Raw genomic sequence first — 16,458 nt, forward strand, 5'->3', positions numbered from 1 at the left:
ATTCAATTCGCATAATGATGTGCCAAACGAGCAAACTCATCTCCTCTGGCCATAAAGTTTTTAAATTGATCTAGGCTGGCACAGGCTGGAGATAACATCACTGAATCACCACTTTGTAACTCAGGTACAATGGCTTCGATTGCTTGTTCCATAGTATTAAAGCGACGAGCTGATGGATGTAAGTTGATAAAGTCATCGCCATCTTGACCAAAGCAATAAAGCGCAACATTTAATTGGCTTAACACTGGCTCTAAAGCAGAAAAGTCAGCCCCTTTGCCCACACCACCCACTAATAAATGCAATTTACCCGTCAATTGCAGACCTGATAGCGCCGCTAACGTACTTGCTAAGTTGGTCGCTTTGGAATCGTTAATCCATTTGATTTGATTATTATCTACGACTAACTGGCAACGATGTGTTAGACCAGTGTAAGTTTTTAGAGCCGCAATCACTGAGGCAGGCTCAATCCCAACCTGCTCAAGCAGCGCTAATGCCACTAAGCTATTTGCAAGGTTATGACGCCCAACTAAACGGAGATCTTCAACCGCCACTAAAGGCTGACCTTGCTTAGCTAAGAACTCTTGAGCTTCTAACCAAACTACCCCAAACTCCTGCTCATCAAAGCCAAAGGTAACTGTTGGAATAGGGTTGATAGGGTAAGTATTAATATCATCTCGATTTACAATCGCAGTCTTAGCGTGCTTAAAAATACGTTGCTTTGCCTGCGCATAGTCTTCCATGCCCGTATATCGGTCCATATGATCTTCTGACAAATTTAGATAAGCTGCCGCCACTAATGACAAAGAAGAGGTCGTTTCTAGTTGAAAGCTCGACAGTTCAAGAACATATAAATCAATATCATCGGCTAATAAGTCTAAGGCAGGGACACCAATATTACCGCCAACGCCAACATTAAGGCCAACCGATTTAGCTAAGACTCCCGTCAGATCGGTCACGGTACTCTTTCCATTAGATCCTGTGATAGCGACCACTGGAGCATTCGCCGCCCAAGCAAATAATTCAATATCACCCACCACCGGAATGTGGTTTGCGAGTACTTGTTGAATTTGTGGTGTCGCAAGTGCAATCCCTGGATTAGTCACCACTAAATCGGCCTCTAGCAGCCAATCCATTTGCCAACTGCCACTATGGAATTCAATCGCCGGATCAAGAGATTCTAGGCCCGGCGGGGTTTGGCGAGTATCAATGACTCGAATAGATAAGTCACACGGCAAACGCTGCAAATAGTTCACCACGGATAATCCCGTGACACCTAAACCCACTACAACAACTTTTTCAATGCCTTGCCATTTATCTATATCGATGTGTGACATGTCGTTATGATCCTCAAAAACCAATAGTTAAAATATTAACGAATTTTCAGTGTCGCTAACCCAATCAACACTAAGACAATCGAGATGATCCAAAAACGCACGATCACACGAGGTTCTGGCCAACCTTTCAATTCATAATGGTGATGAATCGGTGCCATACGGAAAATACGTTGTCCACGTAACTTGTAGGAGCCTACTTGTAAAATAACCGACAGTGTTTCCATAACAAACACACCGCCCATGATCACTAAGACAAACTCTTGACGGACTAAAACCGCGATGGTTCCCAACGCACCGCCCAGAGCTAACGAGCCAACATCGCCCATAAAAACTTGCGCAGGATAGGTGTTAAACCACAAGAAGCCCAAACCCGCTCCCACTATCGCGGTACACACCACCACTAATTCACTCGCATAAGGCACATAAGGGATATGTAGATATTCAGAAAAATTGACGTTACCAGTCGCCCAAGCAATCACCGCAAAGCCAGCAGACACTAACACCGTTGGCATAATGGCTAATCCATCTAAACCATCGGTTAGGTTAACCGCATTACTGGTACCGACAATAACAAAATAGGTCAAGATGATGTACATCAACCCCAGTTGTGGCATGACATCTTTGAAAAAGGGAACCACTAACTGTGTTGCAGAGGTGTCTTTACCCAAGGCATAAAGCGCAAATGCCACTCCAAATGCGATCACTGATTGCCAAAAGTATTTCCAGCGAGCAATAAGCCCATCAGTATTCTTGCGAACAACTTTACGATAATCATCTACAAAGCCAATCACACCATAGCCCAGTAATACCGCCATGACAGCCCAGATATAAGGGTTAGATAAATCTGCCCATAAAAAAACCGTAATGGTAATTGCTGCTAAGATCATGACCCCACCCATGGTTGGGGTGCCACGCTTACTAAAATGAGACTCAGGGCCGTCATTACGTACAACTTGACCGATTTGCAATAACTGCAAACGTTGGATCAGTTTAGGTCCCATCCATAAGGATAAGGATAGCGCCGTTAAAATACTAATAATCGCCCTGAAAGAGAGGTATTCAAACAGTCGAAAAAAAGAAAAGTATGGCTGTAACAATTCTGCGAGCCAAATGATCATGCGTAAGTCTCCTTCAAAGCAGCAACAACCTGACTCATTTTAGAGCTGTTCGCCCCTTTGATCAGTAAAGTATGTTTTTCTTCTGCTTGTCTATCGGGTTGTTGAATTAAATGCTGCTTAATAAAATCTATCATTGTGTCATGGGTAGAAAAGTGTTTCGCACACGTTTTCCCTGTTTGTTGACACAATTGGCTAATTATCGCGGTATCCTCGCCAAAAGTAAGGACATAGTCAAAATTATATTGTGCGGCATGCTCGCCGACTTCTTTATGCAATGCCTGGCTTTCCGCACCAAGTTCTGCCATGAAACCTAATACTAGCCAGCGCTTTCCTTGATAGTTTGCTAATAAATCCGCCGCTGCTTTCATCGCAGGGACACTGGCATTATAGCTATCATCAATAACACGAATACGCTCATTAAGGTCGATCGCTTCAACGCGGCCTTTTACCTGGCTTGGCATCTGTAACCCTGAGATCACTTCTTCTAATGAAGCGCCTGCTTGCATTGCCATTGCAGCGGCCGCCAAAGCATTGCTGATATTATGCTTACCGATCATCGGCAAATGGACGGCTTTTTCACCTTGTGGGCTCACGAGAATAAAAGACGGAGCACCTTGTTGATTCACTTGCATGTGTTTGGCATAAAAATCAGCATCAGTATTATCAACTGAAAAGGTCACGACGGTTTTATCCGCTAAAGTGTCTTCCCAAAAGTGCACACCATAACAGTCTAAATTGACCACGGCGCAGCCACCAGCCAGTAAACCTTGGTAAATTTCACCCTTTGCTTGCGCGACCCCATCTAAAGAACCAAATCCTTCTAAATGGGCGGCAGCAACATTATTCACTAAAGCAATATCTGGTTGAACCAAGTGAGTGGTATAGGCAATTTCACCTTGATGATTTGCACCCAGCTCAATCACAGCATAGTCATCTTGCATATCGGTGCGCAGCAAGGTTAATGGCACCCCAATGTCATTATTAAAATTACCGGCCGTCGATAATACTTGGCCTTTTTGCTTTAAAATGGCTGTTAGCATTTCTTTGACAGTAGTTTTACCACAACTACCTGTTAAAGCTAAAGTTTTTGCTTTTGATTGTTGGTGCATCCACTGCGCTAATAAGCCAAGAGCCTGATGCGTATCCTCTACTATCACTTGAGGTACATTCAACTCAAGCTGGCGTGAAACCAAGATAGCACTGGCACCTTTCTCTAACGCTTGCTGACAAAAATTATGAGCATCAAAACGCTCGCCAATTAAAGCAATGAATAACGCCCCCGCTTCCACTTGGCGAGTATCGGTTGTGACAGAATCAATAGTCACATTAGAACCGTGCAAGGTCCCTGAAGTGATATCGGCCAGTTGTTGCAAAGAAAATGGGATCATAGTGTTAGCCCTAATAGAACTTGTGCGGTTTCTCGATCAGAATAATGCAAAGTTTGCCCATGAATGATCTGATAATCTTCATGGCCCTTGCCTGCTAATAAGATAATGTCTTTCTCACCTGAATGCTCCAGTGCGTACTGACAGGCTTGATAGCGAGAATGAATAACGTGGATATCCGCCGGTTGTTGCGCCCCTTGTAGAATATCCGCCACAATGTGCGCAGGATCTTCGCTACGAGGATTATCATCCGTAATAATGGAGACATCGGCTAGACGCTCGGAGATCTCTGTCATCATTGGACGTTTGCCCGTATCACGATCGCCACCACAGCCAAAAATAGACCACAGCTTCCCTTGGCAATGGACACGCAATGCCATCAAGGCTTTTTCTAAAGCATCCGGTGTATGTGCATAATCCACCACAATTTTGGCTTGCGGTTGTGCCGACTGAAATAACTCCATACGCCCAATGACAGGCTTAAGTTGTGAAGCGGTGTCAACTAATTGAGTTAATGGAAAGCCCAAGCTTAATAACGTTCCTAGTGCCACCATGATATTACTGGCATTAAACGCACCAATAAGAGGAGCATGCAGCTGTGCTTTTCCCCAACTGCCATCCAATGTGACATCAATTCCTGACTCAGAATACACCACATCGGTTGCCCATAAGGCTCGGTGAGAGGGGGTTTGTGACGGCGTGGATAATGACACTGAAATAGCATCTGGTAATCGGTCTAGCCATTGCTGGCCTACAGGATCATCTGCATTAATAATCTTATGTTGGCAATCATGCTGAGAAAAGAGACTGAACTTGGCATCAGCATACGCTTGCATGCTGCCATGATAATCAAGGTGATCGCGACTTAAATTAGTAAATGCTGCCGCAGCAAAAGGAAGGGTTTTCACTCGACCTTGGACTAAACCATGTGAGGAGACTTCTAACGCTGTGAACGTCGCCCCTTGCTGCTGTAATTGCGAGAGCGTTTGTTGAATTTCAATTGCATTACCTGTGGTATTGGCCGCCGGTTTCAGAGCCTCTAAAAAGCCATTTCCCGTGGTCCCCATGACTGCAGACTTTTGACCAATCAAATCTAACCATTGGGCAATCAATTGAGAGATAGTGGTTTTACCATTAGTGCCCGTGATCCCAATCAGTTTCATCGGAGCAAACTGATACAAACGAGAAGCTAATTGAGAGAGTTGCTCACCAATCGCATCAATATAAATGACAGGTACCGCATGATGTATTTGCAAGCTACCATGAGGGTTTATGTCATCTGCATCCGCAATAATAGCACTGGCTCCCGCATTAATCGCCGTGTCGATAAACTGGCGACCATCGGTCACATGGCCTTTAATCGCCACAAAGACATCACCTGGCAAAATGTTGCGACTATCTAATTGTAACTGAGTGACCATGACATCATTTAAGTCATTGACTGACACCCAAGGTTTTATTAATTCAGACAATAAAAGTGCCATGTTATTCACCTACTTCTGATTCTGGCGTGGCATCTGGTGGAACATTCATGATTTGCAGTGCCCCTTTCATGATTTCCGCAAACACCGGAGCGGCAACCGAACCACCATAAAATTGATCACCTTGTGGTTCGTTAATCACCACGACTAAAGCAAAGCGAGGATCGCTAATTGGCGCAATCCCAGTGGTTAAACCGACATATTGATCGCTATATCCACCTGCGGTTGCTTTACGTGATGTCCCTGTTTTTGCGCCGACACGATAACCAGGGACTTTCGCCGCCCGGGCGGTCCCGCCTTTATGGGTCACTTGTTCTAACATATCGACGACTTTACGCGCGGCTTCAGCATCGGCGGCCCGAAAAGTTCGACCAGAAGTACTGCCTTTTAAAATATGTAAGGGTTTATTCACCCCCATATTACCTAAGGTGGCATAAGCATGTGCTAGTTGAAGTGGTGTAACGGAAATTCCGTAACCAAATGCTAAGGTGGCTTCTTCAAAAGGAGACCAGCGACGGCGATCAGGGAAGATACCTGTCACTTCACCAGGCAGACGCATGCCCGAAATCTCACCAAACCCCACCGCGCTGTACATGCCTAAAATTTCTTTGACATCCATTTTTAAGGCAATGGTTGCCACGCCGACGTTACTCGATTTCTTCAAAATCGTGGTTAAATCAGCTTTACCAGCACGCTCTGAATCTCGCACTCGGCTACCACCAATACGCATGATGCCATTACCAGTATCAATAATGGTTTTATCATCAATGATGCCTTTATCTAAACCGGCTAAAATGACAAACGGCTTCATGGTAGAACCCGGTTCAATAGAATCGGTGATCGCACGGTTACGCATACGGAAGCTTTGTAATTGATCACGGTTATTCGGGTTATAGGATGGCGCATTGACCATGGCTAGTACATTACCCGTTTTGACATCCACCAATACGGCAGTACCAGAAGTTGCTCTAAAATCGGCAACGGCTTGCTTGATAGCACGATAAGAAATTGCTTGCAGGCGTTGATCAATAGTCAATTGTAATGGCTTACCAGGCTCTTGAGTTTGCAAGGAAATATTTTCTACCACTCGACCATAACGATCTTTACGAATAGTACGTTTTCCCTCTTCCCCTGTTAACCAGTCATCAAAGCTACGCTCTAGCCCTTCTAGGCCATGGCCATCAATGCCGGTCACTCCGACCACATGAGCACTCACTTCACCGGCTGGATAAAAGCGACGAGCTTCATCTTTTAATCCAATTCCTGGTAAATTTAATTCGCGCACATATTTCGACATCGCCGGACTGACTTGTCTTTGCAGATAAATAAAACGACGACGTTTATTTTGTTCAATTTTACGCACTAGACCTTTTTGATCTAAACCTAAAACATTGGCTAAGGCATACCAACGATCAAGATCACTCAAACCATTTTCTTTAAAGATCGTGACCGGATCAGCCCAAACCGCTTGCACCGGCACACTGACAGCTAACGGTTCTCCATTACGATCCGAAATAATGCCACGTGCTGTCGGGATCGCCTTGACCCGCACCGAGCGCATATCCGCTTGTTGGATCAATTGATCAGGTTCAATTACTTGAATATAAGCCGTACGAACCAGCAAAACTAATAAAGCAAGAAAGACAAAACCAATGATCAAGTTATAACGCCATGCGATCAAAATAGAGTCGTTATTTTTTGAAACTCGTTTATTAACGGCTTTCTTATTTCGGCTGTTTTTTTTATTTGTTGTTTTTTTCATTTAAGGTTCACAACCACTTCTTTATCTGAATCCGGACGCTTCATATCAAGATCTTTAATTGCGACCCTTTGTACTCGGGTATGTTCAGCCAGTGCGTTTTCTTCTAAGAGGAGATTACGCCATTCACTATCAAGCTTTTCTCGGTTTTCTAATAATTCATCACGCAAAGTGATTTGATGACGTGTGTTATACGTGGTCAAAACCACCGCTATTGAACTGATAAATATCAGCAATAACAGCAACAAAGGTAACCGGCCTACTGTTTTAAGGTCATTCCAAATCGCACGAATTAAGCTAGGAGCTTGTTTATCTGTCATCATATTTTTTATGTATGCGTTAAATAATTATAGCTTTTCAGCAATTCTCAATACTGAGCTGCGAGAGCGAGTATTTAATTCAACTTCAGATTTTGACGGCTTGATCGCTTTACCGACGGTTTTCATATTGGCTGAACCCAGTTGCTTAATTTGATCTTCCGTCAAAGGAATACCATGTGGCACTTGTGGCCCTTGGCTTTCTCGACGCATAAAGCGCTTCACCATACGATCTTCTAATGAATGGAAACTGATCACTGAAAGACGACCTTCTGGCGCTAAAATATTCATAGCACCTTTTAAGGCAAAATCGATTTCTTCTAATTCACTATTGATATAAATACGAATGGCTTGAAAACTTCGCGTAGCAGGATGTTTTTTCTCTTTGAAATTTTTAGGCGCTACGTCCGAAATTAATTTAGCAAGTTGCCCCGTTCGAGTAAGTGGCTCATTGTCTGGATTTTCACGATACTCAACTAATCCGCGCGCAATACGTCTTGCGTGCTTTTCTTCACCAAACTCACGTAAGACCCAAGTAATATCATCCAACTCAGCTTCTGCTAACCATTCGGCGGCCGATAAACCCGTCGTCGGATCCATACGCATATCCAATGGGCCATCTTTCATAAAACTAAAGCCGCGATCAGCATCATCTAATTGAGGAGAAGACACCCCTAAATCAAACAATACGCCATCCACTTTACCCACTAATTGATATTGCTCAGCATAAGATTGGATGCCAGAGAAAGGGCCGTGAACAATCGTAAAACGAGGATCGTCAATTTTCTTTGCTTCTTCAATCGCTTGAGGGTCACGATCAATACTATATAAACGCCCTTCAGGCCCTAATTGAGACAAAATTGTACGGCTATGGCCACCTCGACCAAAGGTGCCATCAATATAAGTACCATTAGGTTTAATATTTAATCCATCAATGGATTCATGAAGAAGAACAGAAACGTGTTGAAAGGTATCGGTCATAGGATTAAATAGCTCAATAAAATATAAGGGTCTAGGATATTCATGTACGGCGCTCAACGCAAGAAAACCAAGAGATTCTCTACGGAGAATGCCATAGTTTATGCTAATTCTGAGGTGAATCGTTAATTGCAGGTAAAATGCCTAGCAAGATATTGCTAAATGGTTAGCACAAAATGAGTCATCTCCTTCTTTAAAGACTCGAACTCATCATGCGATTAATTGCTTACCAGTTAGGCTTGATGAATATTGGTTGAGATTAACCTAGAGTGAAAAAGGAAGAATATAGGCAGCAACAAAAAAACCCACCACAAAAAATTGTGATGGGTTTTCTTTAAATAGGGGGAGTTGACATCATAAGCCGGGTTCTGTCTCCACTTTCCTTCCGAAAAAGAAAGGTGGCGATAGCCATTCGTCTAGGCCAGCAATCGCTCACTGGCTCAAGCAACCTACCCGCCCCCTTACGCGAGCAACGCAATGTGAGGGCCTATTTGGTCTTGCTTCGAGTGGAGTTTACCTTGCTACGAACTGTTACCAGACGCACGGTGCGCTCTTACCGCACCCTTTCACCCTTACCTGTTCGCTTCTCGTCTCCGAAGAAACAAAGAATAGCGTCATCGGCGGTTTTCTCTCTGCTGCACTTGTCGTGAGCTCACGCTCCCCAGGCGTTACCTGGCACCCTGCTCTTTGAAGCCCGGACTTTCCTCCCCTCCGTCAGTCTCCCCACTACGAATAGCAAGGGACATCAACGAAGCAGCGACTATCCAGTCAACTCCGACCGCGGATTATACGCAAACCGCCTTAGAAGACAAGGGATAACAAGCTTATCTCTTACAACGATTGCGGTTTTCCCCTTAATTTAAGTGTTCTAATCCCCATTTATAAAGGGCATTTTTTTTCAGGTTATGGATTTCAGCCACCAGAGCGGCAGCTTTTTTTAACGGTAATTCGGTGACCAAAATTTTGAGACTGCGTAATGCTTCATCAGGTAAAGCATCCGCTTGTTTTTCTTCTCGATGACCATGGATCAATAACACCATCTCACCTCGTTTGCGATTATCATCTTGCTCAATCCATTCGATAAGCTCCCCTAATGGAGCCCCATGAATGGTTTCAAATGTCTTGGTCAGCTCCCTTGCTAGTACCACTTCTCTATCTGGACCAAGCACGCTAAGCATATCTTGCAATGAATCCATAATTCGATGAGGAGATTCATAGAAAATACAAGTCCTTTCGGCTTTAACGATCTCAAGTAACTTATCTTTTCGACCTTTACTTTTCGCCGGTAAAAAGCCTTCAAAACTGAAACGATCCGAAGGTAAACCGGATGCACTTAACGCCGTGATCACCGCACAAGCGCCAGGCAATGGCACAACTTTTACACCCGCTTGACGACACTTTGTAACCAAGTGATACCCTGGGTCACTGATTAATGGAGTGCCTGCATCCGAGACCAATGCTATCGATTCTCCAGCAAGAACTTTTTCTACCAAAACTTGCGCTTTTTGCTGTTCATTATGATCATGTAAAGCATAGGTTTTCGTTGCAATACCAAAATGAGAAAGCAAACGCCCAGTATGTCTTGTATCTTCGGCGGCAATCAGGTCAACTTGGTTTAAAACCTCGAGAGATCGTTGCGTAATATCACCTAAATTGCCAATGGGTGTTGGGACAATATACAAGGCTGGGCTTTCTAAAAGAGCAGTTTTGTTATCTATCATTTGTTTACCGTCACTTGAGCGATTAATATAGAGTCAATCTTTCACATAAAGAATAAAACACATGCAAATTATGAATCATAAGAGCTTCAGTGTACCACGCTTATTCACTTCTATCGCCTTGATGTTGTTGATCTCAGCGTGTTCATCACTTACGTCTACTCAAGACAAAGTCGATATTACCGCGCCACCAAGCCAAACCTCGCTTGCTTATAATGAACAAGCGAATGAGTTCGCTCCTTCTGTCGAGCAAACTGATTTATTCATCATGGCATTGAAAGCCTCTGTGGTAGAAAAAAACTACCAACAAGGTCAATCTTTATTAAATCGCCTTATCAAAATGCCTATGAATGATATGCAACAAGCTGAATGGCAAATGGCTCGCGCACAAATAGTGGCTGCGACAGAGAGCTCAGAATCAGCATTAAAAGGATTAAACTTCCAAGATCAATGGCAACTTGCCGATATTCAATGGCTAAACTACCACCAGCAACGCGCTAAATTGTTCGAAGATATCAACGACTATTTCAATGCCGATCGTGAGTGGATCGCCGCTAAAGAATTTCTAACGGCCAATAGACTCGAAGCGACAGACCAACATATTTGGGCGAATTTATCTCAATATTCACCACAAGAAATAGTGCAACTTAAAGCGCAACCGAGTGAAACCGAGTTACAAGGCTGGCTTTATGTTGCCACGCAAATGAAAACCAAGCTTAACAATCCAGGTGGCCTACAAACTGAACTGCAACAATGGTTTGCTTTAAATATGAGCCATCCTATTGTGACTCACACGCCTGTCGACGTACAAAAGATCTTAAATTTAGAGATCACCACACCCAAAAATGTGGCGCTGTTATTACCTTTAAACGGCAAATATGAAAAACCGGCAAAATTGATCCGTGATGGCTTCATTCATGCAATGACCAACGATAGTGACAAAGATCCTGCCTTTACAATGACAATGTACGACACATCAGCACAAAGTCTGCAAGATATTTATGCTCAACTTCGTAACAATCATACCGACTTTATTGTTGGACCATTGATTAAAGATAATGTGGAACAACTACAAAGTCTCAATGATGATACGATTCCTATGTTGGCGCTCAACTTTCCCGGTAATTTAGAATCAAGCAGCCAAGTTTGCTACTTAACGCTCTCTCCTGAGCAAGAAGGGGCGCAAGCGGCTAAGCATTTGTTTAAGTCTGGCTTTAAATACCCATTGGTCTTAGCACCAAAAGGTTCATTAGGTGATCGAATCACGGATGCCTTTGTTCAAAAATGGGCAGAATTAAGTCATACCCCTGTTGCTAAGCATGATTTTGGAAGCCGTGCTGAGTTACAAAAAAATGTTAAAGATGCATTTGGTTTAACTGATAGCCAAGCACGAATTAACCAAATTAAACAAATTACTCGCTTAGACTTAGAAACTGAAGCACGTAGTCGTCGTGATATCGATTCCGTTTATATCATTGCCAATCGCTCAGAATTGACACTGTTAAAACCATTTATCGAAGTGGCGATTAACCCTGATGCTAAGCCACCTAAACTGTTCTCTAACTCAACCAGTAACAATGGCAAAGCACGTGCTTATCAAGATGTCGCAGGCATTGTATTTAGTGATATCCCAATGCTAATTGATAAAAACAATAGCGCATTAAATGAATATAACTCCTTATGGCCAAATGGCAGCAACACCGAAAAACGCTTACATGCTCTTGGGATGGATTCTTATAGTCTCTTAGCTGAACTCCCAACAATGAAAGTGGTCCATAGTTATCAGTATCAAGGAGAAACTGGCAAACTCAGTCTCGATGATCAATGCGTGGTCCAAAGAGAATTAAGCTGGTCAGAGCATGAAGCTTTTCAGTCGGCAGATTCACAAGAATCCGAATAAAAGAGATATCGGATCTCAATTTGAAACCCTGGCTTGCCAATATTTAACAAGCCAGGGACTTAAATATATTGATAAAAATGTGTCCTGTCGTTTTGGTGAGATCGACCTCATCATGCAAGATCAACACGATATTGTTTTTGTTGAAGTCAAATATCGTCTTAACCAAGTTTATGGGCACGCGGCCGAAATGGTCACGTACCAAAAAAGCCAGAAGCTCATCAAAACAGCAATGATCTGGCTTAAGAGTCAATCTTTATCAATTGAACACACATCTTTCCGTTTTGATGTCATCGCTATCCACCATAATGGTAATGACATCAATTGGATCAAAAATGCAATTACTCAAGGATAAATGATGCTAGAGAGCATTAACGATAGTTTTAAAGAAAGCATTCAAATTCAAATTGCGGCAGCCGAGTCACTGCCAGACGCCATTACCCATGCCGCACAAGCGATGGTCAGTAGCTTACTCAATGGCAATAAAATTTTATGTTGTGGTAATGGCGGATCGGCGGCTAATGCCCAGCAGTTTGTCTCTTGTTTACTTAACCGTTTTGAGACCGAAAGACCAAGCTTACCTGCGATGGCGCTCACTGCGGACACCTCAACACTGACCGCTATCGCCAATGATTACCACTACCAGGAAGTGTTTTCTAAACAAGTTAGAGCTTTTGGTCAGGCCGGTGATATTTTGATCGCTATCTCGACAAGCGGTAATAGCCAAAATATTATTAAAGCGGTTGAAGCGGCCGTTACAAGAGATATGACCATCATTGCCTTTACTGGTAAAGATGGCGGTGAATTAGCGGGATTATTGGGAGAATCGGATGTGGAAATTCGTATCCCATCTCATCGTACTGCGCGGATCCATGAAGTGCATATGCTGACTCTACATTGCTTATGTGACCTCATTGATCAAGTTATCTTCCCTACACATACAGGATAAATTTGTGAAAAAAAGCATCGTATTTATCGGTCTATTAAGCCTTTTTATAACTGGGTGTTCCGCTCTTCAACATCAATCGCAGAGTGCTCAGCAACAACAATGGCAAGCAAACAACATTAAGCTAAATGTAAACACTCTCAATAAAGCTCCTCAATATAAAGGAAAGGTGCGTGTTGCGGCAGAAGTCATTAATGGTGATGTATTGTTGATTGGACAAGCTGTTGATGAAGAAAAAAGGCAATCTATTGAAGCTTATGTTCAAAAACTACAAGGCGTTGATCAGACCTTCAATCAAATTCGTATCGGCAATCCGATTTCTTTTGATCAAGTCAGTTACGATACTTGGTTAACCACTCGAGTAAAAAGTGCCTTACTTTCAGACGACCGTTTGGATAACTATTCGATCAGTGTCGTTACAGAAAATAAAGAAGTCTTTTTGATGGGTAACGTCCCTGTGGAAACCGCCAATATTGCAGCCGATATTGCCAGCCATATTGATGGCGTCGCTAAAGTGGTTAAAGCCTTTAATTACCTCAGCTCATCCACCAGCAATGCTTCACTTCCAAGTACGATAGCCCCCATCGATGCACCTACTGAAACGTCGGCTGACCACGAGAATAATGTGGAACAAGATGGCGTCCCTATCATAGACGACCCGATGCATGTTATCGATGAAGATGATGTGATGTAAGATCAATAAAACCCCATTACAACAAATTTGAATGGGGTTTTATTTTACTAGCACTTGGCCTCTTTTCTTTGAATGCGCTTCACTCTTAATCGGGCTGGCCTAACCTTAAAACACCAGAGCTCCATCCGTCTCTATCCTCACGGCAACCCTATCACCAACATCAAGAATATGATTCGATTGAGCCAATAAATGTACACCTTGTACATCAATCACATAACGACAATGATCGCCCATAAACTGCTGCTCGATGACCTGGACATCACTCTCTTCATCTTTTAACAGCGACACTTGTTGTGGTCGAAGTAAAATTTCACAGCCATCGCCAACTTGATAAGCATCCTTGCTCGCGACCGCAAGTTGTCCCAATACTGTATCAAATAATTGAGAAGCTATTTTTTCTGCTGGCAAATAAGCACCACCGCCAAGGAAGTTAGCCACAAATTGACTAGAAGGTTGATAATACAATTGTGTCGCACTACCAAATTGTTCAATAACCCCATGATTCATTACCGCCATTTTATCGGAAAAAGCAAAAGCTTCTTCCCTTGAATGTGTCACAAAAATAGCAGTGACACCTTGTTGCTTAAAGATCTGACGAATATCTCGGATCAAACCATGGCGGACTTGAGTATCAATATTGGAAAAAGGTTCATCCAATAAGAGTAAATCCGGCTGGCAAGCTAATGAGCGCGCAATCGCAACTCGTTGTTGTTGCCCCCCAGAAATCTGATGAGGATAGCGCTCACCCAGCCCGGTTAAGTGCACCAAATCTAACATGCTATCGACCATTTGATGTTGCTCCAATTGGCTTTTCCCCTTTAAACCAAAAGCAATATTCTCCGCAACGGTTAAATGAGGAAACAAAGCATAATCTTGAAAAATAAGCCCTATATTACGTGCTTCCGGCGGTAACCACTTTTCACCATTATCAAGCACCTTATCCTTGAGCTTCACTTCTCCTGAGGTTAAAGGTAATAAACCTGCTATCGCTTTTAAAAGCGTGGTTTTGCCACAACCACTCGCCCCAAGCAAACACACAATTTCACCTTGTTGTACCGATAAACTTAATTTTTCTAATACTAAGGTGCTCGAATTACGCCGCCCATGACTGTCAGGATAGCGGCAAGTTAGGTTCTCAATGGTCAATGCTGGCTTTGATGACACCTGAGTGGATAACGACATTTAATGTCCCTTTTCTAAAGAACGGTTGACAAGAATTAATGGGATCAAACCAACTAAAACCAATAAAATAGCCGGTAACGCTGCCATTTCTAATTGCTGATCTGACACATAGTTATAAACATACGTCGACAAGGTTTCAAAGTTAAATGGACGCAATAATATCGAGGCATTAAGCTCTTTCATCGACTCAATAAAGACCAATAGCCCAGCAATTAACGCACCTCGCATCGTCAAAGGTAAGTGCACCCTTTTTAGCATTTGTGAGGCATTACACCCCATGGTGCGTGCTGCCATATCAAGACTTGGAGGAACTTTAGCAAGATTACTTTCAACGCTCCCTATTGCCACTGCAGCAAAACGAACCGTTAATGCAAAAATTAAAGCAAACATGGTCCCGGAGAAGATCAAACCAGGTCGACTCCATTCCATCCATTTCGCAAAATCATTGACACTGTGATCTAAAAACAATACGGCCGCCATGATCCCTATTGCCAGTACAGTACCTGGTACTGCATAACCTAAAGAGGACAAACGCATAGGAAGTAGCGGTAACGATGAAGCCTTATCTCCTGTATGCATCGTGAGACGTCGATAAAAATTGACCACCAAAGCCACTAAGACACAGACAAGAGCAGCACTCAATGAGACCTTAAGACTATTTAATGAGTAAACTTGAAACTCCACAGTCCAACTGCGAGAAAAGTATCGATAAGCATAATGAACTAATTGTAATACCGGTAAGATAAACCCTACTAAGGCCAAGCCCCAACACCAAGATAAGGCTAAATACTTTGTGCAACCTTGTAGTACATAACGCTGCTCATCATGGTTAGAAAATTGCGATTGAAAATGCTTTTGCTTTCTACGGCTATATCGCTCACCACTTAACAGTAACACCATAACAAGTAGCATAAGCGCAGAGATTTTAGCGGCAGCGGTTAAATTCGAATAGCCTAGCCAAGTATCATACACCGCTGTCGTCAGGGTACTCACAGCAAAATAACTGACCGTACCAAAATCGCCCAATGTTTCCATCGCCACAAGAGATAAACCAACCGCAATGGCTGGTCTTGCTAGAGGTAGGGACACTCGTACAAAGCTTTGCCATGGCGTGCAATTTAATAATCGAGCAGACTGTAATAAAGAACGATTCTGCTCCATAAAGGCGGAACGAGCCAATAGATACACATAAGGGTAAAGAACTAAAGACAAGATCACAATCGCCCCTGGTAACGTTCGTAAGTCAGGAAACCAATAATCTTGAGGTGATAGTAAAAAAGTATGACGGATCCAAATTTGTATTGGACCGGCAAAATCAAACCAGTCGGTATAAATATAACCGACAATATAGCTGGGCATGGCTAAAGGTAACACTAACAACCATTGTAACCATTTTTCCCCTGGAATATGACACATCGCCATAAACCAAGCAGCAGGTAAGCCGAAAACACAGGTTAATATCACCGTGCCACAAACTAATAAAAAAGTATTAAGCGTATAAGTTGGAAGTACCGAAGAAAATAAATGAGCAAATAACTCATCACTCTCACCAATCGCAATCCAGAAGATGGCAAAGATAGGAATAACCAACAATAACGTGATAAACCAACTCGTTAATGTCCATGATAAATACTTTTCTTTCATTACAC

At 42.9% G+C, this 16,458-nt stretch carries 14 protein-coding genes and 1 other RNA gene; 4 read left to right on the forward strand and 11 right to left on the reverse strand.

Annotated features, from left to right (window positions below; genetic code table 11):
• Positions 1 to 2 precede the first annotated feature (2 nt).
• The 9 genes from murD to rsmI all read right to left on the reverse strand — a co-directional run bounded on the left by murD (position 3) and on the right by rsmI (position 10,093).
• On the reverse strand, positions 3 to 1,319 hold the full coding sequence (gene murD, locus VCA1004_RS09700) for a UDP-N-acetylmuramoyl-L-alanine--D-glutamate ligase (protein WP_086984559.1): 1,317 nt from the start codon (positions 1,317 to 1,319) through the stop codon (positions 3 to 5).
• A gap of 50 nt (positions 1,320 to 1,369) precedes the next feature.
• Positions 1,370 to 2,452 carry a phospho-N-acetylmuramoyl-pentapeptide-transferase gene (mraY, locus tag VCA1004_RS09705; RefSeq protein WP_086981583.1) on the reverse strand — a complete coding sequence of 361 codons (1,083 nt, stop codon included), beginning with the start codon at positions 2,450 to 2,452 and terminating at the stop codon, positions 1,370 to 1,372.
• Entirely contained in the window at positions 2,449 to 3,840 is a 1,392-nt protein-coding gene (murF, locus tag VCA1004_RS09710) for a UDP-N-acetylmuramoyl-tripeptide--D-alanyl-D-alanine ligase (protein ID WP_086981584.1), read from the reverse strand. The genes mraY and murF overlap by 4 nt, the downstream gene beginning before the upstream one ends.
• Positions 3,837 to 5,321, reverse strand: coding sequence for a UDP-N-acetylmuramoyl-L-alanyl-D-glutamate--2,6-diaminopimelate ligase (gene murE / locus VCA1004_RS09715; RefSeq protein WP_086981585.1), 1,485 nt, complete (start codon positions 5,319 to 5,321; stop codon positions 3,837 to 3,839). Before murE ends, murF begins: the two co-directional genes overlap by 4 nt.
• Before the next feature lies 1 nt (position 5,322).
• Positions 5,323 to 7,080 (reverse strand): penicillin-binding transpeptidase domain-containing protein, encoded by a 1,758-nt coding sequence (locus VCA1004_RS09720; protein ID WP_086981586.1) that lies wholly within the window; start codon positions 7,078 to 7,080, stop codon positions 5,323 to 5,325.
• Complete coding sequence (gene ftsL, locus VCA1004_RS09725) at positions 7,077 to 7,397, reverse strand: cell division protein FtsL (protein WP_086984560.1); 321 nt, start codon at positions 7,395 to 7,397, stop codon at positions 7,077 to 7,079. Before ftsL ends, VCA1004_RS09720 begins: the two co-directional genes overlap by 4 nt.
• A 27-nt stretch (positions 7,398 to 7,424) precedes the next feature.
• Positions 7,425 to 8,375, reverse strand: coding sequence for a 16S rRNA (cytosine(1402)-N(4))-methyltransferase RsmH (rsmH, locus tag VCA1004_RS09730; RefSeq protein ID WP_086981587.1), 951 nt, complete (start codon positions 8,373 to 8,375; stop codon positions 7,425 to 7,427).
• 337 nt (positions 8,376 to 8,712) lie between these two features.
• Positions 8,713 to 9,148: RNase P RNA component class A (gene rnpB, locus VCA1004_RS09735), an RNA gene on the reverse strand.
• A 78-nt stretch (positions 9,149 to 9,226) separates the two neighbouring features.
• Positions 9,227 to 10,093, reverse strand: a complete 867-nt coding sequence (gene rsmI, locus VCA1004_RS09740; protein ID WP_086981588.1) for a 16S rRNA (cytidine(1402)-2'-O)-methyltransferase — start codon at positions 10,091 to 10,093, stop codon at positions 9,227 to 9,229.
• 61 nt (positions 10,094 to 10,154) lie between these two features.
• Between rsmI and VCA1004_RS09745 the strand changes: the two genes are divergently transcribed.
• The 4 genes from VCA1004_RS09745 to VCA1004_RS09760 are packed head-to-tail and all read left to right on the forward strand — an operon-like array spanning position 10,155 to position 13,627.
• A complete protein-coding gene (locus tag VCA1004_RS09745) occupies positions 10,155 to 11,990 on the forward strand; it encodes a penicillin-binding protein activator (RefSeq protein WP_086981589.1) in 1,836 nt (611 codons plus the stop codon).
• Entirely contained in the window at positions 11,950 to 12,342 is a 393-nt protein-coding gene (locus VCA1004_RS09750) for a YraN family protein (protein WP_086981590.1), read from the forward strand. Before VCA1004_RS09745 ends, VCA1004_RS09750 begins: the two co-directional genes overlap by 41 nt.
• Positions 12,343 to 12,345: 3 nt before the next feature.
• Complete coding sequence (locus VCA1004_RS09755; RefSeq protein WP_086981591.1) at positions 12,346 to 12,936, forward strand: phosphoheptose isomerase; 591 nt, start codon at positions 12,346 to 12,348, stop codon at positions 12,934 to 12,936.
• Positions 12,937 to 12,940: 4 nt separating this feature from the next.
• Positions 12,941 to 13,627 carry a BON domain-containing protein gene (locus VCA1004_RS09760; RefSeq protein WP_126000528.1) on the forward strand — a complete coding sequence of 229 codons (687 nt, stop codon included), beginning with the start codon at positions 12,941 to 12,943 and terminating at the stop codon, positions 13,625 to 13,627.
• Between the two features lie 105 nt (positions 13,628 to 13,732).
• On the opposite strand, the gene VCA1004_RS09765 is transcribed toward VCA1004_RS09760, so the two are convergent.
• Both VCA1004_RS09765 and VCA1004_RS09770 read right to left on the reverse strand, forming a co-directional pair.
• Complete coding sequence (locus VCA1004_RS09765; RefSeq protein ID WP_086981593.1) at positions 13,733 to 14,809, reverse strand: ABC transporter ATP-binding protein; 1,077 nt, start codon at positions 14,807 to 14,809, stop codon at positions 13,733 to 13,735.
• The gene (locus VCA1004_RS09770; protein ID WP_086981594.1) at positions 14,810 to 16,453 is read right to left on the reverse strand and encodes an ABC transporter permease; all 1,644 of its coding nucleotides are present in this window, start codon (positions 16,451 to 16,453) and stop codon (positions 14,810 to 14,812) included.
• Positions 16,454 to 16,458: the final 5 nt, after the last annotated feature.

Origin of the sequence: Vibrio aphrogenes (genome assembly GCF_002157735.2) — a bacterium.
Taxonomy (GTDB): Bacteria; Pseudomonadota; Gammaproteobacteria; order Enterobacterales; family Vibrionaceae; genus Vibrio; species Vibrio aphrogenes.

Bases quoted from the DNA above. Each gene is read 5' to 3' on its own strand.
- mraY (WP_086981583.1), bottom strand. From the start codon at position 2,452: ATGATCATTTGGCTCGCAGAATTGTTACAGCCATACTTTTCTTTTTTT.
- murF (WP_086981584.1), bottom strand. From the start codon at position 3,840: ATGATCCCATTTTCTTTGCAACAACTGGCCGATATCACTTCAGGGACC.
- murE (WP_086981585.1), bottom strand. From the start codon at position 5,321: ATGGCACTTTTATTGTCTGAATTAATAAAACCTTGGGTGTCAGTCAAT.
- VCA1004_RS09720 (WP_086981586.1), bottom strand. From the start codon at position 7,080: ATGAAAAAAACAACAAATAAAAAAAACAGCCGAAATAAGAAAGCCGTT.
- ftsL (WP_086984560.1), bottom strand. From the start codon at position 7,397: ATGACAGATAAACAAGCTCCTAGCTTAATTCGTGCGATTTGGAATGAC.
- rsmH (WP_086981587.1), bottom strand. From the start codon at position 8,375: ATGACCGATACCTTTCAACACGTTTCTGTTCTTCTTCATGAATCCATT.
- rsmI (WP_086981588.1), bottom strand. From the start codon at position 10,093: ATGATAGATAACAAAACTGCTCTTTTAGAAAGCCCAGCCTTGTATATT.
- VCA1004_RS09745 (WP_086981589.1), top strand. From the start codon at position 10,155: ATGCAAATTATGAATCATAAGAGCTTCAGTGTACCACGCTTATTCACT.
- VCA1004_RS09750 (WP_086981590.1), top strand. From the start codon at position 11,950: ATGAAGCTTTTCAGTCGGCAGATTCACAAGAATCCGAATAAAAGAGAT.
- VCA1004_RS09755 (WP_086981591.1), top strand. From the start codon at position 12,346: ATGCTAGAGAGCATTAACGATAGTTTTAAAGAAAGCATTCAAATTCAA.
- VCA1004_RS09765 (WP_086981593.1), bottom strand. From the start codon at position 14,809: ATGTCGTTATCCACTCAGGTGTCATCAAAGCCAGCATTGACCATTGAG.
- VCA1004_RS09770 (WP_086981594.1), bottom strand. From the start codon at position 16,453: ATGAAAGAAAAGTATTTATCATGGACATTAACGAGTTGGTTTATCACG.